The organism is Pseudomonas sp. URMO17WK12:I7 (assembly GCF_003269045.1).
GTDB lineage: Bacteria > Pseudomonadota > Gammaproteobacteria > Pseudomonadales > Pseudomonadaceae > Aquipseudomonas > Aquipseudomonas putida_J.
The window spans coordinates 237232-263537 of sequence record NZ_QLTL01000002.1 but is presented as its reverse complement, the minus strand read 5'-3'; the positions used below and the strand labels follow the sequence as shown (position 1 = coordinate 263537).

The following is a 26306-nucleotide window of genomic DNA, read 5'->3' as shown; positions in this document are numbered from 1 at the left end:
TGTGCCCCGCTCAGATTTCGATGTAGCGCTCGGGGGGTTGATGCAGGCTGATTCCCGCGTCATACAGCAGGTTGACCAGCTCGACGATCATGATTGCCGACAGCCCCCAGATCTTGTACTCACCATAGCGATAACTGGGCACGTACCAGCTACGGCCCTGGTAATCGATACGGTGGGTGTGGTCACGCGGGTCCTGGCGAAAGAATTCCAGCGGCACGCTGAAGACTGCCGCGATTTCGGCATCGTTGGCACGGTATTCGACGAAATCCGGGATCAAGCCGACGAACGGGGTCACTTTCAGGCCGTGCAGGGAAATCAGCGGGCTGAGCGGGCCGATTACCTCCACAAGGCCAGGTGGCAGGCCGATTTCTTCTTCGGCCTCGCGCAATGCGGTAAATACCAGGTCCGGGTCTTCCGGGTCGCGGCGGCCACCGGGAAAGGCGACTTCGCCGCCGTGGGTCGACAACCCCTTGGCACGCAAGGTCAAGACAAGCTCGGGTGCTTCGCTGCGGGTAATGGGCAAAAGTACCGCCGCCTCGGGGAACCGTCGGTCGGTTTCCAGTGAAGCCGGTTGGTGGTTGCTCATTCGGCGAAGTAGCTCGTCCAGCATTGTGCACTCTCGTTTCCAAAGCCTGCCGTGCATGATGCACCAAAAGCCGCGAAGCACCCAAGCCCCACACGCTTGCGGCAGCCCGGCCTGACGCGCCAAGATAACCCGGTCTACAGGGAAGAAAAGCATGAAATTCTGCAGCGCGTGCGGCCAGCCGGTCATTCAGCGGATCCCCGAAGGCGACAGCCGCCTTCGGTTCGTCTGCGAACATTGCCAGACCATCCACTACCAGAACCCCAACATCGTCGCCGGGGTGCTGCCCAGCTGGGGTAGCCAGGTGCTACTGTGCCGCCGCGCCATCGAACCGCGCCGCGGCTTCTGGACGCTACCCGCCGGCTTCATGGAAAACGGCGAGACCCTCGACCAGGCCGCCCGTCGCGAAACGGTCGAAGAGGCCTGTGCCCGGGTCGGGGATATGGCCCTGTACCAACTGTTCGACCTGCCGCACATCAACCAGGTGCATGTGTTCTTCCGCGCCGAGCTGGCCGACCTGGATTTCGCCGTCGGGGTCGAAAGCCTGGAAGTACGGTTGTTCGAGGAACACGAAATACCGTGGGGCGAGCTGGCTTTCCGCACCGTCACTCGCACACTAGAATGCTATTATCGCGACCGCATCAGGCAGCACTACCCGATTGGCCATGAATACCTGCCGCCGATGAATGTTTCGCCCACCACTTAAGCTCGCAGGTACTGCTTCATGCGTTGGTTGTTCGCCCTATTCTGCCTTTGCGTTACCACGGTGTCCCAGGCGGCCTTCACCGAAGTCATCATTCGCAAGCCGCAACCGCCCGTGCCGGCCCAGTCGCAGTCCCAGGCGGCCATGCAACCGCTGATCGACAAGGTGCTGGTGATCAAGTCCGAGCGGCGCCTGCAGCTGATCAGCCGCGGCGAGCCGCTCAAGACCTACCGCATCTCCCTGGGCAAACAGCCCAAGGGGCCGAAGGAACGCGAAGGCGACAAGAAAACCCCAGAAGGCCTTTACTGGCTGGACTGGCGCAAGGAAAGCGACCGCTTCAACCTGGCCATGCACATCACCTACCCGAACATCAGCGACGCCGCCCGCGCCACCCGCGAAGGCTGGAGTGCCGGCAGCATGATCATGATCCATGGCACGCCGATCAACGATGACTACCCCGAGTGGTACTTCCACACCCTCGACTGGACCGACGGCTGCATCGCCATGCGCAACCGCGACATGCAGGAAGTGTGGGACCTGGTACGTGATGGCACCTTGATCGAGATTCGCCCCTGATAGTCCTACATTCAGATTGAGCTTGTAGGACCTTTCATACTTCAATTGCACACCCGCCCTACGCCCTGCTGAAGCCGGAGACTGCATCCAAGCGAAGGCATCAATTCTTAGCATCCCCGCAAACGAGTACGTGATCCGTACACCACTTGCGGGGATGTTCCATGCCATGCCGATTCCGCCACATCGCCAGCAGGCTGCTTGCCCGGTGCCTCTCTGGCCTGCTGGTCACCTGTACGGCCCTGGCTGACGACCCCGCCAGCCTGCACCTGCGCGACCAGCAGCAGTCACTGCGCCAACTCGAACAGCAACAGCGGCTCAAGCGCTGGCAGCTACCTACCTCGCCCGAGAGCCGCGAGCAGGCCCCCACCCTCACGGCCAACAGCCAGTGCTGGGCCGTATCCGGCCTGCGCATCATTGGCAATCGTCAGCTTGCGGATCAGGCACTTGAGCCCGCCCTGCGCGAGCGGGTGCTGCCCTGCATGGGCATCGATGACATCAATCGCCTGCTCAGGGGCATCACCCAGTTGTATGTCTGCGCGGGCTTTCCGACCAGCCGACCCTACCTGCGCCAGCCGCCTCGGGATGACGCACCACTGGATATCGTGATCGTCGAAGGCTTTGTCGAGTCCATCGAGCTCGCTGGCCCGGCGTTACCCCTGTCACTGAGCAGCGCCTTCCCCGGCGTACTGGGCCACCCCCTGTACTTGCCCGACCTGGAGCAAGGGCTCGACCAACTCAACCGCCTGCGAGCCTATGAACTGGGCATGGACCTGCTGCCGGGCGAGCTGCAGGGTGGCACCCGGGTGGTGGTGCAACCGCAGAGGGCTGGCTCGCGATGGCACCTGGACAGCCGCCTGGACAACCGCGGCAGTGAACTCACTGGCCGCCACCGCCTGAACCTGAGCCTTGGCCTGGACAGCCCGCTGAGGCTGAATGACGACCTGCGTGTTTCACTGCTGTCCAACGTCTTCCGCGCCCCCGGCCAGACCCAAGGCATCACGCTGTATTACAGCGTTCCTTACGGTCCCTGGACCTTTGCCCTCAACGCCAGCCAACTGGCCTACGACGCCCCGCTGCCCCACAGCCGGCAAACCAGCGAAGGCAGCAGCAGCTACCAAGGCCTGAGCGTCGAGCGGGTGCTGTGGCGCAACCAGCAAGGCCTGCTCAGCGCCAGCACAAGGCTGGACCGCAAGCAGTTGATCAACCGCAGCGCTGGCGCCGTTGTCACCCAGCAAAGCCCGACGCTCACCAGCCTCGAGGCTGGCATCAACCTGCTGTGGCTCGAAGGTGGACTTTGGAACGGGTATGTGGGCATTGCCCAAGGCCTGGACTGGTTCGGTGCCGATGAGTCGCCACTGGGCGTAGAGCGCCTGCGCCCAGACTATCGCAAGTACCGCGCCAGCCTGCTGCACCTGCGCCACGGGCCGGCGAACGCGCCTTGGCGCTGGCAAAGCGAACTGGCCCTGCAGTACAGCAGTGACGCGCTGCCTGCCGTCGAACAACTGCTGGTCAGCGACGATTCGACCGTACGGGGCTTTCGCCTGCGCACCTACTCCGCTGCCAGCGGTGCAGCCTGGCGCAACACCTTCAGCCAACCCCTGCCAACGAAGTGGGCTCAGCCCCTGCAGATACGCCCTTATTTCGGGCTGGATGTGGGGTGGGCCCGGCCAGCCGCTGGCAAGCCCTCGCAACGCCTGGCAGGCGCAGCCGCCGGCATCGAGCTGAGCCTGCCCGACACTCGACTGCGCCTCGACTACCAACGCGCCCTCTACACCAGCGACCTGCCTCGCTCCGGACTGGAGCCTGGCTTCTGGGTACTGGAATGCACCTTGAGCCTCTGATTCCCCACAACAAAGAGAACGAGAACATGCATAAACGCTCGCCGTTACCGTCTACTCGCCCGGATACCTTACGCTGGGCCATCTTCCTCGCGCTGCTCGGGCCCACCAGTGCTTTCGCGCAAGGGGGCCTGGAGGCCGCCAGCGGCCCCGCAGGCACCCCTATCATCAACAACGATCACGGCGTACCGGTGATCGACATCGTCCCACCCAACGCCAGTGGCCTGTCGCATAACCAGTTCCTCGACTACAACGTCGCACAACCCGGTGTGGTGCTGAACAACGCCCTGCAGGGCGGCCAGTCGCAACTGGCCGGCGCACTGGCCGCCAACCCGCAATTCCAGGGCCAGGCGGCGTCGACCATTCTCAACGAGGTGATCAGCCGCAATGCCTCGCTGATCGAAGGCCCGCAGGAAATCTTCGGCCGCCCCGCCGACTACATTCTCGCCAACCCCAACGGGATCACCCTCAATGGCGGCAGTTTCATCAACACCACCCGCGCAGGGTTCGTGGTCGGCACACCTGAATTGCAGGATGAGCAGTTGCAAAACTTCAACACATTGAATGCCGGTGGCACTTTACAGGTGCTGCAGGGCGGCCAGAGCAATGCCGAGGGTGCGCTTGAGCTCATTGCCCCCAAGGTGGACCAGCAGGGCTTGCTCATGGCCAAGGGTGACCTCAACGTGACCGTTGGCCGCAATCGCATCGCCCATGCCGATGGCCAGGTCCTCGAACACCTGCCGGGCACCCCGTCGAGCATCGACGCCAACCTGTTCGGCGCCATGCGCGCCGGGCGTATTCGGGTGGTCAGCACCGCCGAAGGTGCCGGGGTACGCATGGGGCCGGTAAAGGCCAAGGCTGACAGCGGCATCGCCATCCACTCGGCTGGCTCATTGCACGTCAGTGGCGAGGCCGACCAGCCTGCCGAACTGCACAGCGAACGCGGCAGTTTGCAGCTTACAGCCGCCGATGACCTGACGCTGAGCGCCGTCGACGGCAAGGCCGAGCGTATCGAAGCCAAGGCTGGCAAGCAGCTCACCCTGGACGCCGAGACCCGTGAAAACATTGGCCACGACCGCGACAGCTGGAACAAGAAGTTCCTGTTCATCACCCGCGAAACCTACAGCCGCAACAGCACCACCACCGAGCGCCAGCAACGCGGTGTGCAATTGGAGGGCAGCGACAGCATCACGCTGCAGTCCGGCGCCAACATGCGCCTGGTCGCCGCCCAGGTGAAGGCAGGTGGTGACGTAACCCTCGACAGCGGCGCCAACCTGGACATCGCCGCCGGTATCGACAGCACGCAGTTCAAAGAGCAGGTGCGCCATCGCAAGGACCTCTGGCGCGGTGATAGCGACACCGACACGTACACAGAGCGCGCACGGCCCAGCGCATTGAGTGCCCAACGCATGACGGTCAAAGCCAAAGACACACTAACCGTCGAAGGCAGCAGCCTGCATAGCCGCAGCGACATGGACATCAACGCCAGGCGAGTCGAGGTCGGCACAACCGCCCTGCAGCAACGCAGCAACGACAGCAACTACCGTGGCGACCTGGTCTCCGGGACCTTCTTCGGCGATCGCAAGGGCAACGACACCGAAGGCCGCAGCGTTGCCGGCAGCAGCGTCACCGCCGGTGGCAAACTGAACATCCACGCCGACCAGGTCAGCATCAAGGGCAGCACCGTGCACGGCAAGGAGGATGCCGTGCTGTACAGCGAAAAAGGCGCACTGGCGATCGAAGCCGACCATGGCAGTACCCGCTCCACCAAACGCGCAAGCGACAGCAAGCTGTTCGGCCTGATCGGCAGCGACCACGAAGACACCACAAGGCAACAGCAGGTGCTGGTCAGCGATGTCAGCTCGTCCAGCAACCTGCGCCTGGCCAGTGCCGATGAGCTGCGCATCCAGGGGGCCAAGGTCGAAGCCGGCGCGCATCTGCAGGTCGAAGCCAAGGGCGATGTGCTGATCGGCAGCGCACAAACGGTCCAGGAAAGCGAAACCCGCGATCGGCAACGTGGCTTGACTGCCAGTGCCCGGCAAACCCAGAACGCCGAAGACGGCAAGCCGGAGTCGCGCCAGTACGCAGCAGGCGTGGCCTATGAAGTGAGCACTCGCCACGAAAAGGTGCGCGACACCACGCAGGTTGCCAGCGAGCTGAAGGGCGCCACGGTTGGCCTGGCCAGCGAGGCACACCTGCAGGTCAACGGTTCCACAGTCCAGGCCAGTGCTGGCGACCTCGACGTGAAGGCCAGGCAATTGACACTGGGCGCCACCCGCAATGAGCGCGAATCGACCACCCGCGCAAGCCAGAGCGGCGGTGGTTTGACCGTCACGGGCGGCATCGACCGCCTGGGTAGCCTGTTCGAAGGCCATCACAACAGCAGCGTGGTCACCGAACGCGACAACAAGGCCCAACGCAGCGAGCTGCAGGCCAGTGGCAACCTGAAGCTCGAAGCGGACGAACTGGTTACCGAAGCCGCACGGGTCACTGCCGGCGCTACCCTCAAGGTCTTTGCCAAGCGCATCGACAACCGTGCGGTCCAGGAGACCCACGAGCGCGAAGAACTACGCAGCGAGTGGTCCGGCAGCCTCGGCGCCAGTGTCGAATACCGTGACCTGACCCGGCCGATTGAACGGCTGGTGCTGGGCGAAGAAGCCGCACGCTTCCAGCAGGCATCGCCCGAAGACGCGATGGCGGCGCCCAGCGTCGGCGCCGACATGACCGTGGAGCATCTCAAGCGCCTGGAGAACCAGCGCCGAGGCATCGCCCAGGTCAGCGAGCTGTCTGGCGCGAAAGTCGAGGTCAAGGCCGAGAGGATCGACGACGAAGGTACCGCTTGGCGTGCAGAGGCCGGCAAATTGCTGATCGATGCCCAGGAGCATACGGTGCGCGCAGCCGAAAACACAGAGGAGGACAGCGTGCAGCGCTTGGCCTATGGCGGTGACCTGCGCGTGGACACCAGCGCTGGAAGTGACGTGAACGTGCGCGCCGCAGGCAAGGGGGGCTCGCTGGACAAACACGCCACGGCCATTACCGCAGTGCCCGGCAGCCTGTATGGGCAACAGGGCATCCAGGTCCAGCTGGGAAGCGATGGCCGCTATGAAGGCACACGCATGAACGGTGGCGAAGGCAAAGTGGTCATCCACAGCGCTGGCAGCCTGTCGTTGACCCAGGCCAGCGACCACACCGAGCAACTGACCCGCCAGCTTGACGGCAACGCCTGGGCCAAGGTCGGCAACCGCCCTGGCAGCACCGGCTTCGACGGCCGCGGCTATCTCGACAACGCGCAGCAGCTGGCCGAGCAAACCAAGGCTCGCGTGGCACAGATCGACGCCAAGGGTGAGGTACGCCTCAGCAGCGTGGGTGATCTGTCGCTCGAAGGCACCCGTATTGGCAATCGCGAGGCCAAGACCGGCGACATTCTGGTGTACAGTGACGGTCGCCTGCAGGTCAAGGCAGGCAACGACACCCAGCAAGCTGCAGGCGGCAAACTCGGCGGTGGCCTGGAGCTGGCAGGCAAGAGGGGCGACACCAAAGGCGGTGGCATCGGTGGCCATTTCACCCATGGCAAGCAGGATGAAAACACCCGTCAGGCTGTCGATGCCCAATTCGCCAGTGCTGGCAAGCTGACCCTCAGCAGCCGCGCTCGCGAAGACATTGCCCTGCACCTTCAAGGCCTGCAGGCATCAGCCGAGCAGATCGAACTCGATGCGTCCCGCGGCGGCATGCTGATCGAGGCTTCTTCCAATCAGGAGCAGCGCAACAACCTCGACATCAGCGCCGGGGCCGGTTTCAACATGGCCACAGGTACCCCCCACACCCGAGGCCTGCATGGGCGCGCCAAGGTCGAGCTGGACAAGCGCGACAACCAGACCTGGAACGCCAGCAACTTGCGCGCCGAAACCATCGACCTGCAAAGCCGTGGTGATACCCGTATCGAAGGTGCCAGCCTGGAAGCCGAGCGCATCACCGGCGCGATCGATGGCGACCTGCGCATCGCCAGCCGCAAGGACAGCGTCGACAGCCTGACAGTGAAGGGCGATGCACGCCTGAGCCAGGAAAAGAACCCGCAGGGTTACGTCAACGCCGCCACCTCGCTGGCCGGGCCACTGGGTGGCAAGGTCAAGGAAAAAGCCGGCTCGGCGTTGAGCAAGGCCGACCCAGGCTTCTCGCCGACCTTCAGCCTTGAGGTGTCGCATGTGCAGCGCGACAGTGTGGCGCAACAGGCGGTTCTCAAGGGCAGTGACGGTGTCGAGTTGAAGGTGGGGGGCCAAGCACAGCTGGTTGGCGCACGCCTGCAGTCGGCCAAGGGTGCGGTAGCGCTCGATGCCGGCTCGGTGAGCCAGGAAACCTTGAGTGGCAATGATTACCGTCGGGATGTATCGATCGATGCGTCCAATTCGCCGGTTGACCTGGGCACGGCGATTGCCGAGATGGCCAAGGGTAAGGGGGCTGCAGATGGCGAGAATGCGCTGGACCTGGGGTTGCTGAGGACCAGTGGGCATAGCCGGAGTGAGCAGTGGGTTTCCAGTGTGCAGGGTAAGGTGAAATAAGGGGGGAGGCGCGCAGGTGCCTGCCTTGAGATGTTCAGCGCCTGTAAGATCGAGCGCCGCCCGCGCGGCGCATCGCGGATAAATCCGCTCCTACATCTGTTGCAACGTGCCACGCCTGTAAGGCCATGGTTGTCAGCCGGTTTACACGGCTCAAGTCATGCGCCAAGGCAGGCAACCATGGCGTAACAGGTTCGGCACGTTGCAACAGATGTAGGAGCGGATTTATCCGCGATGCGCCGCGCGGGCGGCGCTCGATCTCACAGGCACTAAACATCTCAAGGCAGGCACATGGTGGCCCTGCCCCAATCCCTCACCCAACCTACCAACGCACCTCGCGCCGCCCCACCAGGGCCTGCGGCCCCAACCACTGCACGCCTCGCAGCAACGGCGTCAGCGCCGCCTCACTCTGCAAGTCGAACATCACCTGAGCCTTACGCCCCGCAAGGTCAGCATCCAGCTTCAGCTCATGCTGCCCCTGCTGCGCCAATTGCCCACGCAAACGCCAGCCAGCGCGGCAATCCATTTCCACCCAGCCCTGCCCCAACCCCAGCGACCATGGCTCACTCAAGGCCAAGTCAGTAACACTCAGCCGCCCTTCGCTACTGCGACACTGGCGCCCTGCGCCCTGCAAGCGCAGCCCCCCTTGCCACTGCCCGGCCAGGCGGTAATCCGTCAGCACTGTTGCCTGGGCGGCCAATGCCGCGGCTTCCAGCCGCCAGCGCAATGGCCAGCCTTCGGCGCGCAATTGCCAGGCCTGGCCCTGGAAACCGAGCTGTGCATCGGCCTGCATGCGCCATGGCCGCAATGCCCAGCGCAGCGGCCCGACCGGCCCCAACTGCTGTGCCTGGCCATGCCACAAGCTGCCGCTGACATCACGTGCCGGCAGGCCAACTCCGCGCGCCACCCAAGCGGCCGGCAACTCCACCAGCAAGGTCAAGGAGAACACCATCACGCACCACAACAGCCCGCGACGGTTCATGGCTGCAGCACCAGGTCCAAGCGCAGGCCCTTGGTATCCTGCTCAAGCCCCCACTGCAAGGGCTGCACACCTTCCGCACGCAGGCTTTGCAACCAGCCCTGCAACACACGCTCATCCGCTACCTGGCCCCGCAGTTGCCAGTTTTTGCCTTGCACATCGACGTCAGTCAGATCGATTCGCCGGGCCTGGGCTGACTGGCGCAAGCGCTCCAGGCTCACACCCGGGCCGCCCTGAATGTTTGCGGCTTGAGCTGCCAGTTCGCGCCACAGGCTCAGGTCACGCCATTGCGCCAGGCCTTCACGCACGGCCAACAAGCCCAGCAGGCAGCCAATCAGGGCCCATGCCAGGCGCAGGCGATGACGCTGTATCCAGGCCCGATTCATGTTGCTGCTCCCAGGTCGAACACCACCTGCCCGTCCTGTACCTGCACAGCAGCGCCCACAGCGCTGGCCATCTCGGTCCACGGCGGCGCGGCGCCATCGCCATCCAGGCGCAGGTGCCAACGTTGGCCATCGAAACGCACTGCACGCAGGCGCCAGGACGGGTGCTCATGCAGCCACGCTTGCAGACGTGCCTGCAGGTCTTCGAGCTGACGTTCGCGCAATTGCTGTTGCAGTTCGGTTTCCCGCATACGCTTGAGGGCCTGCGCCGCTTGCCGGGCGCTGGCCTGTTCGCCGGTCACCGCCAGCACCTGCGCACGCCAGGTTTGCGCCTGCCGCCATTGCTGGCCCAGCCAGAGGCTGGCCCACACAGAGGCCAGCATCAGGCAAGCGACAAGCAAGCGCAGTTGTTGCGGCGATACCCGTGATAGGGAAGGCGCCCGGCGGGGCCGATCAAACAGGCTGGGCAATGTGTCGAGTGCCGCCAATGAGCTGGGCCAAGTGCTGGTCACCCCGTGCTTGTGCAGGCCCGACCAAGGCTGCTGCGGCAGCTCGCCCAACGCTGCGGGCCAGGCCAACCAATGTTCAACTCCGCCCTCGCCCCGCCCTTTGCAAAGGGAGACGTCCGCTGTGCGCTGCCATTGCCATGCGCTGCCCGGCTCGGGAGTGGGCAGCAGCTGGAACTCGGCCCAGCAGCACTCGACCTGCAGCCCCCACTCGGCACATTGCTCGCGCCACGGCTCCAGCAATCGACGCTCCACCGCCATCAGGTGCAATTGCCCTGCCTGCCGTGAAAGGCAGGCACATAGCACTTCATCCGGGTTCTGCAGCAAGCGGTCCTCCAGCAACAACGGCCACTCGTCACGCTTGATCCCGGGAGGCGCAGCCAGCTGAAACTGGCTGCAACATTCGCCAGGGACGATCAGTGCCACCCGTGCCTGCAGGTTCGCCGGTGGCTCGCCCTGCCCTTGGCGCTGGGTGACACCTGCCTCGACCAGTAGCCAGTCCCAGACTTCGCCCGGGCGCAGCAGTAACCACGGTCGCGCTGGCGTAGCGCGGCGCCATTCAAACGTCATGAACGCCCCCAAGGGAGGATGAAGGTGCAGACATAGGGTGCTCCATCACGCTGCAATTCCAGGCGCACGCCACGGCCGGGGTGCGCGGGTTGGTCGGAGGGCCAGGGCAGCCAGCGACCACCCTGGTGGTAAAGAATATTGATGGCGCTGACACGCGGCAGTTGCTCGCGCAGCACCCAGCGCGGCTCGCTGGCGGCGTAGAGGTCGGCGGAGCTCTCCAACAGCAGGCGCTGATCACGCACATCAAAGCGCACGCGCTGGCGTTGCAGGCGCGAGCCGCCTTCGGCCTCGGGCAAGGCGGCGGCGGCCACCCACAGCAACTGCTGGCGGTCGGCCTGCCAGTCGAACCAGCGACTGGCCAGGGGCAGGCGCTGTTCATACAGGCGGCGCAACACCGGGCTGTCGAAGCGCCGTTCCAGGGCCAGGCAGAACTCCAGCACGCTGGTTTCCTGCGTGTTTACCTGTAGCCGCTCGCGCACCTTGAGCCAGCCGTTGACCAACGCCGCCAGCATGACCCCGAGCAGCGCGGTCAGGGCCATGGCCACCATCAGTTCGATTAGCGTCAGGCCCGCCTGACGCCGTTTCAGGGGCAGACACTGCTCCCCTGTGGTTGCGGGTTCACCCGCAAACACCGGCAAAGCCGGTGCCATGCACCGCGATGCCTGCTTCGCGGGTGTACCCGTTCCCACAAGGTCCGCGCAAGTTTCACGAGCGTTGCCAATCATGGCTGCTCCAGAAACAGGGTGTACTGCCCTAACGGCACGCGCTGGTCGCGGTCGGCATACAGCTGCAGCTCGCCACGGCGCAGGTCGCGCACGCCGGTGCGGCGCAGCTGCATTTGCCAATGGCAGGCCTGGCCACCTTGACTGAGTACGCCATCGACCTGGTTGCTGGCCGGCCAATACTGCTCGACGGCAAAGCGCGCCTGCAGCTCCCGAGCGCAGAGCACGCCCAGACGATGCTGCTGCACGTTGGCCTGCACCGCCAGGCGCTGGCGCAACACCTGGCTGGTGATGACCGCCAGCACCGCAGCGATCGCCAGGGCCACGGTCACTTCCAGCAAGGTGAACCCGCGCTGCTTGCGTCTCATGGCGCCATCGCCACACGCAACTGGCCGTCACGGCCCCACTCCCAACGCTGGCGGCCTTGCGCCCAGCGCCATTGCACCGAGCCCGGCTGCGCCCAGCCCTGCGGCGTGAACAGAACACGTGGCTGCGCGCTGGCCGGCCAGTCAGGGCGCAGGCCCTTTGGCCAATCAAGCGGGGCGCCTGCCTCGACCACCCAGCCGTCGCCCTCACGGCGCACGAACTCCGGTCGCTGACCGGTCCAGCGCAGCCCACGCAGTTGCCCGGCATGCCGGGCCAGCGCCGCCTGGCTGCGGGTTTCCACGGCCAGCCGTTGCAGCGCCTGGTCGACGCTGGCCTTGCCACTGTCGAGCCAGGCCACCGCCATGCCGGTCATGAGCCCGGCAATCGCCAGAACCACCAGCAATTCGAGTAGGCTGAAGCCACGCTGGTCGCGCATCGGTCACAACGCCCAGTTACCAAGGTCAGCATCCTGGCCTTCGCCACCGGGCACCCCATCGGCGCCCAGCGAATACACATCGACCCGCCCATGCTCACCGGGCATGCGGTACTGGTATGGGGTGCCCCATGGGTCTTCCGGCAGGCGGCGCACATAGCCGTCGCTGCGCCAGCTGCGTGGCAGGGGCTCCTGGGTCGGTTTTTTCACCAGCGCGGTCAGTCCCTGTTCGTTGCTGGGGAAGCGCAGGTTGTCCAGGCGGTACATGTCCAGCGCCTGCTCCAGGGTCGCCAGGTCGGCCATGACTTTCTGTTTCATGGCCTTGTCCTGATTGCCCAGCACGCTGGGCGCGACCACGGCGATCAGCAGGCCGATGATGAAGATCACCACCATGATTTCCATCAGGGTGAAGCCGCGCTGGCGGTTGCGTCGATGCTGCATGGAAGTACTCCTTGTTTTCACAGTTGCAGGCCCTGGTTGAGTTGCATGATCGGTAACAGCACCGCGAGCACGATGAACAGCACCACGGCGCCCATCACCAGGATCATCAGGGGTTCGAAAAGCGCCATGGCGGTGTCCACCTGGCGGGCAAAACCGCGCTCCTGGTCGTCGGCGACGCGTTCGAGCATGTCGGCCAAGGTGCCGCTGGCCTCGCCGCTGCCGACCATGTTCACCAGCAATGGCGGGAACTGTTGGCTGGCATCCAGGGCGCGGTGCAGGCTGGTGCCGCCCTGCACCTGCTGGCGCACTTGCTCCATGGCCAGGCGAATGCGCCGGTTGCCAACGGTTTCAGTGGCCACCTGCAACGCTTCGAGCAGGGCCACGCCACTGCTGCAGAGGATCGCCAGGCTGCGTGCCAGGCGGGCGCTTTCCAGCACCTGCAGCAATAGGCCGATGCGCGGCAGGCGCAGCAGCAGTTCGTCGCGGCGCAGGCGCCACTGCGGCGAGCGCAGCAGCCAGCTGCCCAGCACGCCGAAAGCCAGCGCCAGCCCTAGCAGCCACGGGCCTGCATGTACCAAGCCCTGGCTCAGGCCGATCAGCAGCGAGGTGATCAACGGCAGGCTCTGCCCGGCGTGGGCGAACTGTTCGGTGAGCTTGGGCACGACGAAGGTCATCAGGCCGACCACCACTGCCAGCGACACGCCCATCAGCACGCAGGGGTAGATCAGGGCGGTGCGCGCCTTGTGCTGCTGGCGCTGCACCTGCTCGAGGTGATCGGCCAGCCGGGTCAGCACCTGGGCCAGGCGCCCGGAGCGCTCGCCGGCCTCGACCAGCGCGCAGTACAAACCGGTAAAAGGCGCCCCTTGACGGGCAAGGCTGCGGGCTAGGCCGAGGCCTTCAGCCAGCGAGCCGCGCAAGGCCACCAACACGCCATGCAAGGCCGGTTCGCGCAGTTGCCGTTCAAGCGTGGCCAGCGCATCGACCAGCGGGATACCGGCACCGGTCAGGGTTGCCAGCTGGCGGGTCAACTCGCACAGCTGGGCCCGGCTCAGGCGTTGGCGGCGCGGTTGGCGGCTGCCGGCTTCATGCCGTTGCAGTTGCCGCGGGAACAGGCCCTGCTCGCGCAGCAGCTGGCGTGCATGGCGTTCGCTGTCAGCCTGCAGGCTGGCTTTGTGGGTCTTGCCGGCGAGGTCGACGGCTTGGTAGCGAAAGGTCGGCATCGGTCAGCCCTGCACCACACGCAGCACTTCGGCCAGGCTGGTTTCGCCGCGGGCCAGGCAGTCGCTGGCCATCGCCACCAGGCTTTGCCGGCGCTCGGCCAGGTAATCCTGCATGGCCAGTTCGCTGGCACCGTCGTACAGCAGGCCGACCAGGCCGGTATCCAGTTCGATGAATTCATAAAGCCCCAGGCGGCCGACATACCCGCTGCCCTGGCAGTGCTCGCAACCGACCGCGTGATAGCTGCTGTGCAGTGCCGCCAGTTCCGGCCACAGGGCGCGTTCGGCCGGCTGCAAGGGTTGCGCAACCGCACACTGGCACAGCCGCCTGACGAGCCGCTGGGCCAGCACACCGCGAAGGCACGAGGCGATCAGGAACGGCTCGATGCCCATGTCGCGCAAGCGCGTGACTGCACCCACCGCGCTGTTGGTGTGCAGCGTCGACAGCACCAGGTGGCCAGTGAGGCTGGCCTGCACGGCGATCTGCGCGGTCTCTTGGTCGCGGATTTCACCCAGCATGATCACGTCCGGGTCCTGGCGCAGAATGGCGCGCAGGCCACTGGCGAACGTCAACCCCGCACGTGGGTTGATGGCGGTCTGGCCAATGCCGGCGATGGCGTATTCCACGGGGTCCTCGACGGTGAGGATGTTACGGCTGCCGTCATTGAGGCTGTTGAGGCTGGCGTACAGCGTGGTGGTCTTGCCCGAGCCGGTCGGGCCGGTGGACAGGACGATGCCGTTGGGCCGCGCCAGGCAACTGCGCAAGCCCTGCAGCACGGCAGCGGGCATGCCCAAATTGCCTAGCGCCAGCAGGCTGGCCTGCTTGTCGAGCACCCGCATCACCACACGCTCACCGTGGATGCCAGGCAGCGTCGACACCCGCACGTCCACTTCCCGACCTGCCGCGCGCAAGGTGATGCGGCCATCCTGAGGCTGGCGTTTCTCGGCAATGTCCAGCCGTGCCATGACTTTGATCCGCGACACCAGCATCGCCGACAGTGCCCGCGGTGGCCGCAGCACCTCGCGCAGGTGGCCATCGACGCGCAAGCGCACCACCAGGCTCTGCTCGAAGGTTTCGATGTGAATGTCCGAGGCACGCAGCCGCAACGCCTGGCCGAACAAGCCGTTGATAAGGCGGATCACCGGGGCTTCGTCGTCGCTTTCGAGCAAGTCCTCGATACGCGGCATTTCGCTCATCAGGCTGTCGAGGTCGACCTGCTCGCCGATACCTTCCATCAGCGCTTCGGTCGCGCCGGCGCCGGCTTCATAAAGCTGGCCAAGGCGCTTGTCGAACTCCGCAGGCTCAAGGTATTCCAGCGCCATGGGCCGGCCATGCACGCGCAGCAATTCCTGCAACTGGTCGCTGTCGGCGTCGCTGCGCAGCCACAGCTGCCAGCCTTCTTCAGCCGCAGCCATGGCCAACCCGGCCTGCCGGGCCAGCCGATAAGGCAACATCACCAGTTACCGCCTTCAAGGCGCGCACGGCTGGCGGGGAACACCTGCAGCAACGGCGTGCCCTCGGCCAGGTCGGGCAACTGCAACGGCGTGGTCTGCTGCAAGGTGCGGTATTTGTCTTCGCTCAGGCCTGCCAGGCTCGGCCCATCGCGCAGGATGCGCGGGCGGATGAACACCATCAGGTTCTGCTTGGTGTTCTTGCTGGCATCGGAACGGAACAGCCGGCCCAGGCCGGGAATGTCACCCAGAAACGGCACGCGCTGGTCGCTGGTGCTGAGTTCGTCGCTGATCAGCCCGCCGAGGATGACCAGGCCGTTGTCTTCGACCATGACCTTGGTCTTGATCTCGCGCTTGTTGGTGATCACGTCGCTGGCGGCCCTGGAATCGGCAATCGACGAGACCTCCTGGACGATGTCCAGGCGCACGCTGTTGTCGATGTTGATCTGCGGCTTGATGCGCAGTTTCACGCCGACTTCCTTGCGCTCGATGGTCTGGTAAGGGTTGGCGTTATTCTGGGTGACCGAGCCGGTCACGAAAGGCACCTCCTGGCCGACCAGGATCGACGCCTCGGCGTTGTCCAGGGTCAGCAGGGTTGGTGTCGACAACAGGTTGAAGCCGCTCTTGCCCTTGAGGGCGTTGATCAGCATGGCGAAGTTGAAACCGCCGCCGATATGGCCAAAGCCGGCCGTAGCCCCGGCGGTGGACGACAGCAGGTCACCCAGTGCCTCGTTGTCGCCACTGGCGGCAGCGCCGGCGATGTTGGCAATGTTTACCCCGTTGCTGCCGAAGTTGACGATGCCGGCGCCGAACTTCTCATCGGCGAACAACCACTGCACGCCCAGCTCCTGGGCGCGGCTGTCGGACACCTCGGCGATGATCGCCTCGACCACCACCTGGGCGCGGCGGATGTCCAGCTGTTCGACGATCGAGCGGTAGGCCGCCAGTTCGCTGTCGGGGCCGACCATGACCACGGCATTGGTGCCTTCTTCGTATTCAAGACGGATGCCGGAGTCGCTGGCGGCAGCCATCACCGGGCGCTCCTTGCCCTCTCCTTCGCCTGCCGCTTCGCCAGGCACTGCGCCTTCCTGGCTGAGGCCGCGCAGCACCTTGACCACTTCAGCCGCATTGGCGTGGCGCAGGTACATGACCTGGGTATTGCTGTTGTGCTGGTTGTCGCTGGGGCGGTCGAGCTGGCCGAGCAATGCCCGCACCCGCTCGGTGCTGCCGCGTACCAGCAAGGCATTGCTGCGCGGGTCGGCGACCACTTGCGTGCTGTCGACGCCTTGCTCGCGGGCCAGCAGGCGGGTGAGCAACTGGGCGGTGTCGGCAGCGCTGGCATGGCGCAGCGGCATTACCTGCAGCGGCTCGTCACTGACCTGGTCGAGCTGGCGCAGCAGGCTGTCGATACGTTGCAGGTTGCTGCGCCAATCGGTGACCACCAGCAGGTTGGCCGCGGGGTACGGCGTGATCACGCCAACGCGGGGGTCGATCAGCGGCTTGAGGATGCCGAGCATCTGTTCGCTGGCGGCATTGCGCACATTGAACACCCGGGTGGCCACACTGTCGCTGCCCTCGCCTTGTTTGCCCGCTGGCTCGACCGGCACCGGCTCCAGGCGTGCGGCCTGGTCAGGAACGATCTTCACGCTGCCGTTGGGCAGGTCGACAGCGGCGTAGCCCTGAGCGCGCAGCTGGGCGAGGAAGATGTCGTAGATGGCATCGGCATCGTGGCGGTCGACGGTGCGTACGGTGACCTTGCCCTTGACCCGCGGGTCGACGATGAAGGTGGTGCCAGTGATGCGCGACACGCTGTCGATGAATTCGCCCAGTTCGGTGTCGACGAAGTTCACCTCGTACAACGGCGTGCCGTTGTCATCGAAGGTTTCCGGCTCTTCTGCCCAGGCGAGTGACAGGCCCAGGCTCAAGGCCGCAGCCACGCAGTATCTGGCAAACATCATTCATCCTTGGCGCTTGAAGCCGGTCACGGCGGGGCGTGGCGGCCAGGGCAGGCGTTCGCGCCGCCCCTGGTTGTCGAAAATCAGGCCATCGGCGTCGATGTCCTGCAATACGATGCCGGGTGCCAGGCGCTGCCCACGGCCGAGTGTGCGCACCTGCTGGCCGTAGCGCAGCACTACCACACTGGCCGACAGCGGTTGGGCCTTGAGGCCGCCGAGGTACTGCAAAGGCAGGCGGGTGATGGCGATTGCGCCGTCATCCGCGGCGGGCTGCCAGTGGCCAATCAGCAGGCCTGGCAGCGGAGTAGCGCCGACCTGCGCCGGGCTGGCCGGCTGCGGCTGGCGCCCCAGCTGCAGCACGCATTGGGCGGCCAGCCAGCCGGCCAGGGTCAGCAGGCCGCCGGTCATCACGCGTGAAACCAGGCTCACGAAACAGCCTGCCGCGGGTGCCAGCCTGGGTGGCCTTGCACGTAGCGCACCTCGGGCAGTTGCAGTGCTGCCAGCTGCCAGTCGGCCTTCTGCCGCGCCAGCCAGCCCTCGACACGTTGCCACAGGGGCTCGCCCGCCCGGGCTTCGAATTGCAGGCCAAAGGTGCGGCACTGGCCCTGCAGCGCTTCGACACCAGTGATGCGCTTGCCTTGCGGGCTGTAGCTCACACGCCAGGCCTGACCCTGCCAGCGCGGCAGGTCCTGGCTGTTGTCGAGCAGCAGCGGGTCACCAAACAGTTGCTCGGCGGCGTTCTCCAGCACCTGTTCGACTTGCCGGGCCGGGGCCTCGACTACCGGTGCAGGGTAGCCACCGGTCAGGCTGATCAGGTGCTCGCGGGTAATGGCTTCGCCCGCCGCCAGCGGGTAGTCGTAGCGCAGGCCTGGCAGTAGCACTGGCATGCTGCCGTCATCAGCCAACGCCTGGTGCAGCAGGCGGTCCCAACTGCCGCCACGGGTGTCGCGCCGCCACAGGGCCTGCGGCGCGTGCGCCAGCGGCTGGTCGAGCCATGCCGCGTGGCCGGCACGTTGCTGGTGCAGTTCATCCCGCAACTGGCTGGCGCGCATCTGCGCGGCGGGGGCCAGGTAGCGCTCAAAAGCCGGGAAGAATTGCCCGTCGAACTGCCATTGCCCGGCGACCTGCTGGCAACGTAAACGGAATGCACCGCTGCCACGGCAGCCGGCGAACAGCACCGGCACCCGCCGGCCACTGGCCTGGGTGGCCTGTACCGGTGCTGGCCACAGGTCTTGGCCACGGGCACAAAGCAGTACGTCGACTTCTGTCAGCCGCTCAGCCAGCCACAGGCCTGGCCCGGTTCCGACATCGGCCATCGCCACGACCAGGTCGGCCTGGCGACGGGCCTGCTCGAAGGTCGGCAGCAGTGACTGGTACCACTGTTTCAGCGAGGCTTTCTGGTCCTGGGCGTACGGGTCTGTGACGCCGACCACAGCGATGCGCGCACCACCGCGGTCGAAGACGTGCAGGGCCTCAAGGTTCAGCGACTTGCGCTGATCGCCCGTGAGCCCGGCAGCGAGGGTGATAGCGGAAGACTGGCGGTAAAGCGCCGCGCTGCGCTGGGGCCAGAGCACGCGTTCATCGCTGCTTACCCGCGCCTCGCTGCCCAGCAACTGGCTGCCTTGTACACCGCTTTCGCCCTGGGTGAGGTAGGCCAGGCCACTGCCGTTCCAGCCTTGGCCATTCTCCAGGGTCAGGCTGTTGCCCGGCCCGGCTTCGCCACGCAGTTGCTCCAGCAACGCCGCAAGCACGGCATAGCCGCCCAGCTTGACGCCCGCCGCCTGGTTGGCATCGAGCAAAGGCGCCAACCGAGGGTAAGCCAGGCTGGCACTTGACCCCGTCATCCACGGCGCCCGGCCCAGGTGGCTGACCGGGCCCAGACGCGTGGCCGGCACGACTGGCAGGCCCGGTTGGCGTGCGTCGAGGGTGTCGGCGAAGTACAGCAGATCCACACGAGCGCTGCCTCCCCCCTGCCCTGGCAACGCAGAGCAGGCGCCGAGCAACGGTGCCAGCGCACCGACACCCATCCAGCTGATCAATTCGCGCCTGTTCACACTGCTTGCCATCGGGCCCGCCATCCTTATCCGAGTTCTCGTTGGGCCCGGATGTTGCGGCGTTGGCATGACAGTTTAATGGCAAAAATCCGACAATCATTCCAGATTGATCTGACTTTATTTGCAATAAGAACTTACAGTTTTAAAAACCCGTTAATAATTCTGCCAATGAATCATCACAGTAGCGCCCTAAAGTCGCGGTTTCCTCTAACTCAGCCACTACAAGGACACCCTGATGAGTCGAGATACCGGCGATAACCTGGACCGCAACCACAGCGGCAACCTGCCGATGGCCAGCGTCATGGACGCTTACCTGAGCCGTCGCAGCGTGATGCGCGGCAGCCTGGGCGCCGCCATTGCCATGATTGCCGGTACCGGCCTGACCGGCTGCTTCGACAGTGGTGGCGGCTCCGATGACGATCCGGGCACAACCGAGCCACCGGTGACTCAACCGCCTGTGACCGAACCCGAAGCGCCAAAACTGGCCTTGGGCTTCCAATCCATCCCAGGCTCGCGCACCGACGCCTGCGTGGTTGCTGCCGGCTACAGCGCCTACGTGCTGGCCCCTTGGGGCACGCCGCTGAACAGCAACGGCAACCCGTGGAAATCGGACGGCAGCAACACCTCGACCGACCAGGCCAATGCCATGGGCATGCACCACGACGGCATGCACTTTTTCCCGATCAACGGCAGCTCTGAAGACGGCCTGCTGGCGATCAACTTCGAGTACATCGACACCGCTGCCCTGCACCCCAACGGCCCGACCACCGACGCCAGCGGCAAGCGCCCGGCCGAAGAAGTGCGCAAGGAAATCAACGCCCACGGCGCTGGCGTGGTACGCCTGCAGAAGGTCAACGGCCGCTGGCAGGTAGTCGATAACGACCCGCTCAACCGCCGCTTCACTACCGCCTCGCGCATGGAGCTGACCGGGCCGCTGCGCGGCACCGACCACGTCAAGACCAAGTATTCGGCCGACGGCACCCACTGCCGCGGCACCAACAACAACTGCGGCAACGGCTACACCCCGTGGGGCACCTACCTGACCTGCGAAGAGAACTGGCCGGGCATCTTCGTCAACAAGGGCACCCGCCCGGAAGACCAGCGCCGCATCGGCGTCGGCACCTCCAGTGGCCAGTACAAGTGGGAAAGCGCTGCCGGTGACAGTACCGAAGTCGCCGATGAATTCGCCCGTTTCGACGTGACCGTCAAGGGTGCCGCCGCCACCGACGACTACCGTAACGAAGCCAGCACCTATGGCTACATCGTCGAGATCGACCCGTACAACAGCAGCACCCTGGCCACCAAGCGCACGGCCCTGGGCCGCTTCCGCCACGAAGGCTGCTGCCCGGGCCTGCCGGTGGTCGGCAAGCCATTGGTCTGGTACATGGGCGACGACTCGAACAACGAGTACCTGTACAAGTGGGTTTCCACGGCCGTGTGGGATGCCGCCGACGCCAACCCGGCCGACCGCCTGGCCACCGGTGCCAAGTACCTGGACCAGGGCAAGCTGTACGTCGCCCGCTTCAATGCCGACGGTACCGGCGTGTGGCTGCTGCTCGATGTGAATACCGCCACTACCGCTGGCAGCACCCTCGGTGCATTGTACGGTGACCTGGCAGGCATCATCCTCAACACCCGAGGTGCCGGCGATGCCGTGGGCGCCACGCCGATGGACCGCCCGGAGTGGACCGCCGTCAACCCGCTCAACGGCGATGCCTACCTGACCCTGACCAACAACAGCGCGCGTACTGCGCAAAAGGTCGATGCGGCCAACCCACGCGGCCCGAACCGCCACGGCCACATCATCCGCTGGCATGACAGCGACGACCAGCTGAGCTTCACCTGGGACATCTTCGTGTTCGGCGCCAACGCCGCCGGTACTGCCGACATCAACCGCTCGGGCCTGACCGAACTCAACCAGTTCGCAAGCCCCGACGGCATGAGCTTCGATAGCCGAGGCGTGCTGTGGTTCGAGACCGACAACGGCGAGACCACCCTCACCGACTACACCAACGACCAACTGCTGGCGGTGATCCCCACCGACCTGGTCGATGCCAGCGGCAAGCAGGTGCCAATCAATGCCCAGAACCAGACGGCCCTGCGCCGCTTCTTTGTAGGGCCGAACGGTTGCGAGGTAACCGGCATCAGCTTCACGCCGGACAACAAGACCTTGTTCATCAACATCCAACACCCGGACAACTGGCCGTATACCGACAAGGCCACCGATGCCACTCCGGCCGGGGCCAAGGTACGGCCGAGGGCTACAACGGTAGTGATTCAGCGTAATGATGGCGGGGAGATCGGGACCGCCTGATTGATCTGTGCACCGAGGGCCGCTTTGCGGCCCTTTCGCGACGCAAGGCCGCTCCTACAGGATTTGTGCGATCCCCTGTAGGAGCGGCCTTGTATCGCGAATGGGCTGCAGAGCAGCCCCGGCAATCTCCAGCCTTACCAGGCCATCGGCTCACGGCTGCGCACCCGTACCTGTTGCGCCGGCACACGGGCATGCCACTGCACCACCCCTAAAGCCTCCACCTGAAACTCGCTGCGCATCACCCTGCCCTGCTCCTCGAACGACAGCTGCAACAGATAATGCCCACTGTTGAGCAGCAAGCCTTCGCTCAACCGCTCGAATGTCTCGTCATCCACTGCCCCCAGCGCCTGGCGCAATGCCGAGGCATCCTCATACCCCGACGCCGGCCGCCCGCTGACAATGCGGGCAAGCAACGAACGCGGGTAACGCCCCTCATACAACGCATCGAGCAACGGCAAGTGCTCCAGCCCAAGGGCATTGGCATTCAAGCGCCAGCCCGTGGTCTGCGGCAAGGCGCACAGCATCGGGTAGCGGCGCTGGCGTGCAGCGTCTGGCTCAAGCAGCAGGTTCAGCTCGCTGGTATCGAGCATCGGCTGGTTGGCCGCCAGCCGCGGCGGTTGCTGGCGCAGGTACTGGGCGCTTTCGGCCCCCTGCAGGCGGGCATCGCTGTCACTGTCGAGCCAGTCGGCCAGTGCATCGACCAGGCGCTCGGCGGCCATGTCGTCCCCCAGCAGGTGCTTGAGCTGGCGCTCGGCGCGCTCGCCGTCGGCCCCCAGCAGCGCATTCACATTGAAGCAGGTGTGCTGGTCACGCACCCGCAATTGCGCCTGCCCGGCACCGAAATCGTACTTCAACGGTTGCCCGCGCAAGGCTTGCCAGAACAATGGGCTGAGCCGCCAGGCAGGGTCACGCAGGGCCTGCTCGGCATAGGCCAGGCCGGCCTGTTCCATCGCTCGCACCTGCACCCGCTGACGCAGCAACTGCACATCATCCACCTGCCGCCGGCCATCCTCCACCAACCAGGCCATGCCTGCGGCAAGCATGGCCAGCACCACCATCACCATCAGCAGTGCCGCGCCCTGCTGCCGCTTGCCACTCATCCCGCGCCCCCTCTTCAATCACTGAAAGGCGCCAGTCAACACGCGGGTTGTTGCAGTCAGGTTGCAATGGCCTTGCAGTCATGTTGGCGTCATCTGCAAGCGGCAGGATTGGCCTTCATTTTCATGACCTTACAGGAGTGGTCGAAATGGGTGGCATCGGAATCTGGCAACTGGTGATCGTACTGCTGATCGTGTTCCTGCTGTTTGGCACCAAGCGCCTCAAGGGCCTGGGCAGCGATGTCGGCGAAGCGATCCAGGGCTTTCGCAAATCCATGGGCGGCGATCATGACGCCTGCGCACCAGGTGCCGCTAACGTGCAGCAGCAGCCATCGGTAACCGCCCAGGCGGCACAGCAGCCGCAAGCGGATCGCCAAGCCTGATGTTCGAGATCGGTTTCAGCGAGCTCTTGCTGGTAGGCGTCGTCGCGCTGCTGGTGCTTGGCCCCGAGCGCCTGCCCGTCGCGGCACGCACCTTGGGCCGGGGCCTTGGCCAGGCGCGCCGGGCGATGAACGGGTTACGCGCACAGATGGAACGCGAGATTGACATGCCCAACCTGGACAGCGCGCCCTTGCAGCGCCTGGAGCAGGAAATTCGCCAGGGCATCAGCCTCAAGGTGGAATCGGCCGGTGACGCCATACCTGGTAGCATCGCCCGGGAGAGCAGCCCATGAGCATTGCCCTGGACCCGGCAGCACGCATGCCATTGACCGACCACCTGCGGGACCTGCGCAAGCGCCTGGTGCGCTGCCTGTTGCTGCTGGCGCTGGTATTCGCCGGGCTGTTTCCATTTGCCCAGCAGCTCTACACGTTGATCTCGGAACCGCTGCGCCGCTTCCTGCCGGAAGGCACCAGCATGATCGCCACCAGCGTCACTTCGCCGTTCCTCACGCCGTTCAAGCTGACGGCGATGTGCGCGCTGTTCGTGGCCATGCCACTGTTGCTGCACCAGGCCTGGGGCTTCCTCGCTCCGGGGTTGTACCGCCGCGAGCGGCGCATCGCCCTGCCGTTGCTGGTGTCGAGCATACTGCTGTTCTATGCCGGCATGGCCTTCGCGTTCTACCTGGTATTCCCGATGATGTTCGGCTTCTTTGCCAGTGTGACACCCGATGGTGTGGCGATGATGACCGACATCAGCCAGTACCTGGACTTCATCATGGCGCTGTTCCTGGCGTTCGGGTTGGCTTTCGAGATCCCGGTGGCGACCTTCATCGTGGTCTGGGTCGGGCTGGCCAACGTGGCTACATTGCGCAGCAGCAGGCCTTACGTGATCGTTGGCTGCTTCGTGGTCGGGATGATTCTGACACCTCCTGACGTGTTTTCTCAGACTATGCTCGCGATCCCCATGTGGATGCTGTTCGAAGTGGGGTTAGTTGCCTGCCGCTTGCTCAGAAAACCTGAAAGCAACCATTGATGCGTGAAGATGGCCGCCGTGTGGGCAATCAAAGCTGGAAGCCATCCCTGATGTCTAAAAAGTACAGAGGGGAACATGCTGTGCGCCCTCTGATCAATGAAGGCAATAGGTTATGCCCACCTCTGTTAACGTTCCGACTCAGGCTTCCTTTGAAAGTACTCATGCCCTCGACCAATTGATGGGCATTGCGAAGACCACAAGCCAGCGCACCTTTGAACTGACCTTGAAGTCGATATACGGCTATGGGCTTCCCGTGGAGCCCATTACCAAACTGCACGATGACCTTCGCGCAGGCGCGGTAACCAATCCTGCTTATCGAATGGTAGAGGACAGTCCTAAGACGGCCAGCTACGACCGCGCTAGCCAAACCATCGAAGTGGACCTTGCAGCCATAGAACAAGCCCTGGAGCAACCGCACACGACTCCATTGCTGCTGATGGCCATACTCAGGGCATTTGCTGATCACGTCGGGTATCTCGTCGGCGCCGATGCTGCCGACAGCTCAATAAAAGAAGCAGCTGAACAGTATCTCGCCACGCTGGCCCTCCTCGATCGTTCAACCGGTAACGGAACAGTCATTGCAAAAATAGAAGGGGAAGATTTTTCCGAAACGATACTGCTCAACTTGAGCCTCCCGCCGAAGGGCGACCAGATCGATGGCGGGATGATCAAGGAGAAGATCTTCCCGACACTCAGATTTTCAGCTGGGACTGGGAGCGGTTCAGACCAGTCTTTTGGCCATGAATCCATCGAAAAGGCTCTGGCAACTGCAGGTTTTACGCCTGAGCAGCGCAAAGCAATCTACTTCGGCAACTGGCTGCGCGATTACTCGCAATTGGTCGACCCCAAGCTCGTTCGTGCAGAACATGAACCGAAGGACTTTCCACGCAAACTCTCAAGAGCCACCCTGACCAATCTCGTGGATTTCCTGGCACTGAAGGAGTTTCACAGCCTCCAGACTACCCCTGAAGACCGCGAAACCTACAAGGTAAATGAGAAAATGCTGGGTGTGTATCGGCCTTCCGAACATATCGATAATCCGCTTACCTTAGATGAAGCTACCGACCCTCAATCAATCGATCCAGACTTCGAGCCTTTGCGGCAATCGGACCATGAATACATGCAACTGGATCACGACCGGTCCATGTATCGTTATTTCGAGCCTGCCCAAGACTACATGTACCAGAAGATCATAGATGCGTCGAACGCGGGTCCAACACCAGAAGGCATGCGCTTTTTTGGCGAAGCGCTGCATGTACTGGAAGACCTCTTCGCTCACTCGAACTTCGCCGAACTGAGCCTTCGCAAGGTCGGTCACACCGAGGTGCTTGCCTGGACAACAAAAAAACAGGTCCGGCATGAACGGCCCTTGGTAACCGGCCTGTTCAGTGGGACTGATGTCCTTGGCAGTGTGCTCGAACCGGTAGCCAAAGTTCTGTTCCCCGCCAAGGGTCTCGACTACGCCCCAACCCGTCCGGGTGAACGTAGTGATACAGAGCAAATGCTGTTGATCTTGCTCCGAGAACACGAAGACCCAGAGTGGCTGCAGACGTTGGAGAGCTACCTGGCCCTGCGCGACAAAGCGGCGGAACAGCCATGGTACAACTGGCTGGGGCTTACGAACCATGTGGTGAAGATACCGTTGAAGGCTATCAGCCATTTGATCGACTTGGTCTTCCAGAACTTGCTGACATGGGCTGGCGACAACATCGATGATCTTCAACTGTTGCTGGGTAAGGATCCAAATATCGACGACGATACCCATCCGACCCATTCGCAGCTGGCAAAGGATCATGACACCCACCCATTTCATACCCTGTCGTCACTACTGGCGCAGTATGCGGTAGAGGAAGTGGGCCGTGCGATGTATGAGTATTGGCAGGGTGATACAGGTAGAGACCCGGCATCGTTGGCAAAGAGCTACTTCACACATCCTGATGCCAGTGACTGGCAGGACGATATCGTCCAGGCTTGGGCAGTCAGTAATCAGGACAACATTAACGATGGATGTTCGAGCGGAAGTTTGAGCGAACGCCGAGCAGCATATCAGCAGCAAGCCCGTGAAAGATTGAGGAACCTCGAAAACCTCAATCAGCATTCTACGATCAAAGATCTGGAAATACTTAACAACCTACTACCATTCGGCTGAAG

General features: G+C 64.1%; 23 protein-coding genes. 9 read left to right on the top strand and 14 right to left on the bottom strand.

The features are described from left to right. Positions 1–10: 10 nt before the first annotated feature. Positions 11–610 carry a CoA pyrophosphatase gene (locus H040_RS03390; RefSeq protein ID WP_027920115.1) on the bottom strand — a complete coding sequence of 200 codons (600 nt, stop codon included), beginning with the start codon at positions 608–610 and terminating at the stop codon, positions 11–13. Between the two features lie 127 nt (positions 611–737). Between H040_RS03390 and H040_RS03385 the strand changes: the two genes are divergently transcribed. The 4 genes from H040_RS03385 (at position 738) to H040_RS03370 (ending at position 8256) form a co-directional block, all read left to right on the top strand. Then, on the top strand, positions 738–1289 hold the full coding sequence (locus H040_RS03385; protein WP_027920116.1) for an NUDIX hydrolase: 552 nt from the start codon (positions 738–740) through the stop codon (positions 1287–1289). An 18-nt stretch (positions 1290–1307) separates the two neighbouring features. Continuing rightward, positions 1308–1862, top strand: coding sequence for a L,D-transpeptidase family protein (locus H040_RS03380; RefSeq protein WP_027920117.1), 555 nt, complete (start codon positions 1308–1310; stop codon positions 1860–1862). 161 nt (positions 1863–2023) lie between these two features. Beyond that, positions 2024–3703 (top strand): ShlB/FhaC/HecB family hemolysin secretion/activation protein, encoded by a 1680-nt coding sequence (locus H040_RS03375; RefSeq protein ID WP_027920118.1) that lies wholly within the window; start codon positions 2024–2026, stop codon positions 3701–3703. A 26-nt stretch (positions 3704–3729) separates the two neighbouring features. Next, a complete protein-coding gene (locus tag H040_RS03370; RefSeq protein ID WP_027920119.1) occupies positions 3730–8256 on the top strand; it encodes a hemagglutinin repeat-containing protein in 4527 nt (1508 codons plus the stop codon). A 319-nt stretch (positions 8257–8575) separates the two neighbouring features. Here H040_RS03370 and H040_RS03365 read toward each other — a convergent pair whose 3' ends face one another. From H040_RS03365 to H040_RS03305, 12 genes are all read right to left on the bottom strand, one after another. After that, positions 8576–9235, bottom strand: a complete 660-nt coding sequence (locus H040_RS03365) for a type II secretion system protein N (protein WP_027920120.1) — start codon at positions 9233–9235, stop codon at positions 8576–8578. Continuing rightward, a complete protein-coding gene (gspM, locus tag H040_RS03360; RefSeq protein ID WP_027920121.1) occupies positions 9232–9618 on the bottom strand; it encodes a type II secretion system protein GspM in 387 nt (128 codons plus the stop codon). Before gspM ends, H040_RS03365 begins: the two co-directional genes overlap by 4 nt. After that, positions 9615–10691, bottom strand: a complete 1077-nt coding sequence (locus H040_RS03355; protein ID WP_027920122.1) for a type II secretion system protein GspL — start codon at positions 10689–10691, stop codon at positions 9615–9617. The genes gspM and H040_RS03355 overlap by 4 nt, the downstream gene beginning before the upstream one ends. Continuing rightward, positions 10688–11278, bottom strand: coding sequence for a PulJ/GspJ family protein (locus tag H040_RS03350; RefSeq protein WP_027920123.1), 591 nt, complete (start codon positions 11276–11278; stop codon positions 10688–10690). The genes H040_RS03355 and H040_RS03350 overlap by 4 nt, the downstream gene beginning before the upstream one ends. Before the next feature lie 134 nt (positions 11279–11412). Further along, entirely contained in the window at positions 11413–11781 is a 369-nt protein-coding gene (locus H040_RS03340; protein ID WP_027920124.1) for a type II secretion system protein GspI, read from the bottom strand. Further along, positions 11778–12215: a type II secretion system minor pseudopilin GspH gene (gene gspH, locus H040_RS03335; RefSeq protein WP_027920125.1), complete on the bottom strand. Its 438-nt coding sequence runs from the start codon at positions 12213–12215 to the stop codon at positions 11778–11780. The genes H040_RS03340 and gspH overlap by 4 nt, the downstream gene beginning before the upstream one ends. Positions 12216–12218: 3 nt before the next feature. Beyond that, the gene (gene gspG / locus H040_RS03330) at positions 12219–12653 is read right to left on the bottom strand and encodes a type II secretion system major pseudopilin GspG (protein WP_027920126.1); all 435 of its coding nucleotides are present in this window, start codon (positions 12651–12653) and stop codon (positions 12219–12221) included. Positions 12654–12670: 17 nt separating this feature from the next. Further along, the gene (gene gspF, locus H040_RS03325; RefSeq protein ID WP_027920127.1) at positions 12671–13873 is read right to left on the bottom strand and encodes a type II secretion system inner membrane protein GspF; all 1203 of its coding nucleotides are present in this window, start codon (positions 13871–13873) and stop codon (positions 12671–12673) included. 3 nt (positions 13874–13876) lie between these two features. Continuing rightward, entirely contained in the window at positions 13877–15325 is a 1449-nt protein-coding gene (locus H040_RS03320; protein WP_027920128.1) for a GspE/PulE family protein, read from the bottom strand. After that, positions 15325–17277, bottom strand: a complete 1953-nt coding sequence (gene gspD, locus H040_RS03315; protein ID WP_112312769.1) for a type II secretion system secretin GspD — start codon at positions 17275–17277, stop codon at positions 15325–15327. The genes H040_RS03320 and gspD overlap by 1 nt, the downstream gene beginning before the upstream one ends. Positions 17278–17280: 3 nt before the next feature. After that, the gene (locus H040_RS03310; RefSeq protein WP_371260265.1) at positions 17281–17685 is read right to left on the bottom strand and encodes a pilus assembly protein PilZ; all 405 of its coding nucleotides are present in this window, start codon (positions 17683–17685) and stop codon (positions 17281–17283) included. 17 nt (positions 17686–17702) lie between these two features. After that, positions 17703–19343: a hypothetical protein gene (locus tag H040_RS03305; protein WP_027920131.1), complete on the bottom strand. Its 1641-nt coding sequence runs from the start codon at positions 19341–19343 to the stop codon at positions 17703–17705. Between the two features lie 223 nt (positions 19344–19566). Here H040_RS03305 and H040_RS03300 point away from each other — a divergent pair, with 223 nt between their 5' ends. Beyond that, a complete protein-coding gene (locus H040_RS03300) occupies positions 19567–21645 on the top strand; it encodes a PhoX family protein (RefSeq protein WP_027920132.1) in 2079 nt (692 codons plus the stop codon). A 134-nt stretch (positions 21646–21779) separates the two neighbouring features. Here the strand turns inward: H040_RS03300 and gspK are convergent, their stop codons facing one another. Continuing rightward, positions 21780–22745 carry a type II secretion system minor pseudopilin GspK gene (gene gspK / locus H040_RS03295; protein ID WP_027920133.1) on the bottom strand — a complete coding sequence of 322 codons (966 nt, stop codon included), beginning with the start codon at positions 22743–22745 and terminating at the stop codon, positions 21780–21782. Positions 22746–22891: 146 nt separating this feature from the next. On the opposite strand from gspK, the gene tatA reads away from it, so the two are divergent. The 4 genes from tatA (at position 22892) to H040_RS03275 (ending at position 26304) form a co-directional block, all read left to right on the top strand. After that, positions 22892–23125, top strand: a complete 234-nt coding sequence (gene tatA / locus H040_RS03290) for a twin-arginine translocase TatA/TatE family subunit (protein ID WP_027920134.1) — start codon at positions 22892–22894, stop codon at positions 23123–23125. Then, entirely contained in the window at positions 23125–23415 is a 291-nt protein-coding gene (gene tatB, locus H040_RS03285; RefSeq protein WP_027920135.1) for a Sec-independent protein translocase protein TatB, read from the top strand. Before tatA ends, tatB begins: the two co-directional genes overlap by 1 nt. Then, complete coding sequence (gene tatC, locus H040_RS03280) at positions 23412–24155, top strand: twin-arginine translocase subunit TatC (RefSeq protein ID WP_027920136.1); 744 nt, start codon at positions 23412–23414, stop codon at positions 24153–24155. The genes tatB and tatC overlap by 4 nt, the downstream gene beginning before the upstream one ends. Before the next feature lie 112 nt (positions 24156–24267). Next, positions 24268–26304, top strand: coding sequence for an HET-C-related protein (locus tag H040_RS03275; RefSeq protein ID WP_050437250.1), 2037 nt, complete (start codon positions 24268–24270; stop codon positions 26302–26304). The last annotated feature ends 2 nt before the right edge of the window (positions 26305–26306 follow it).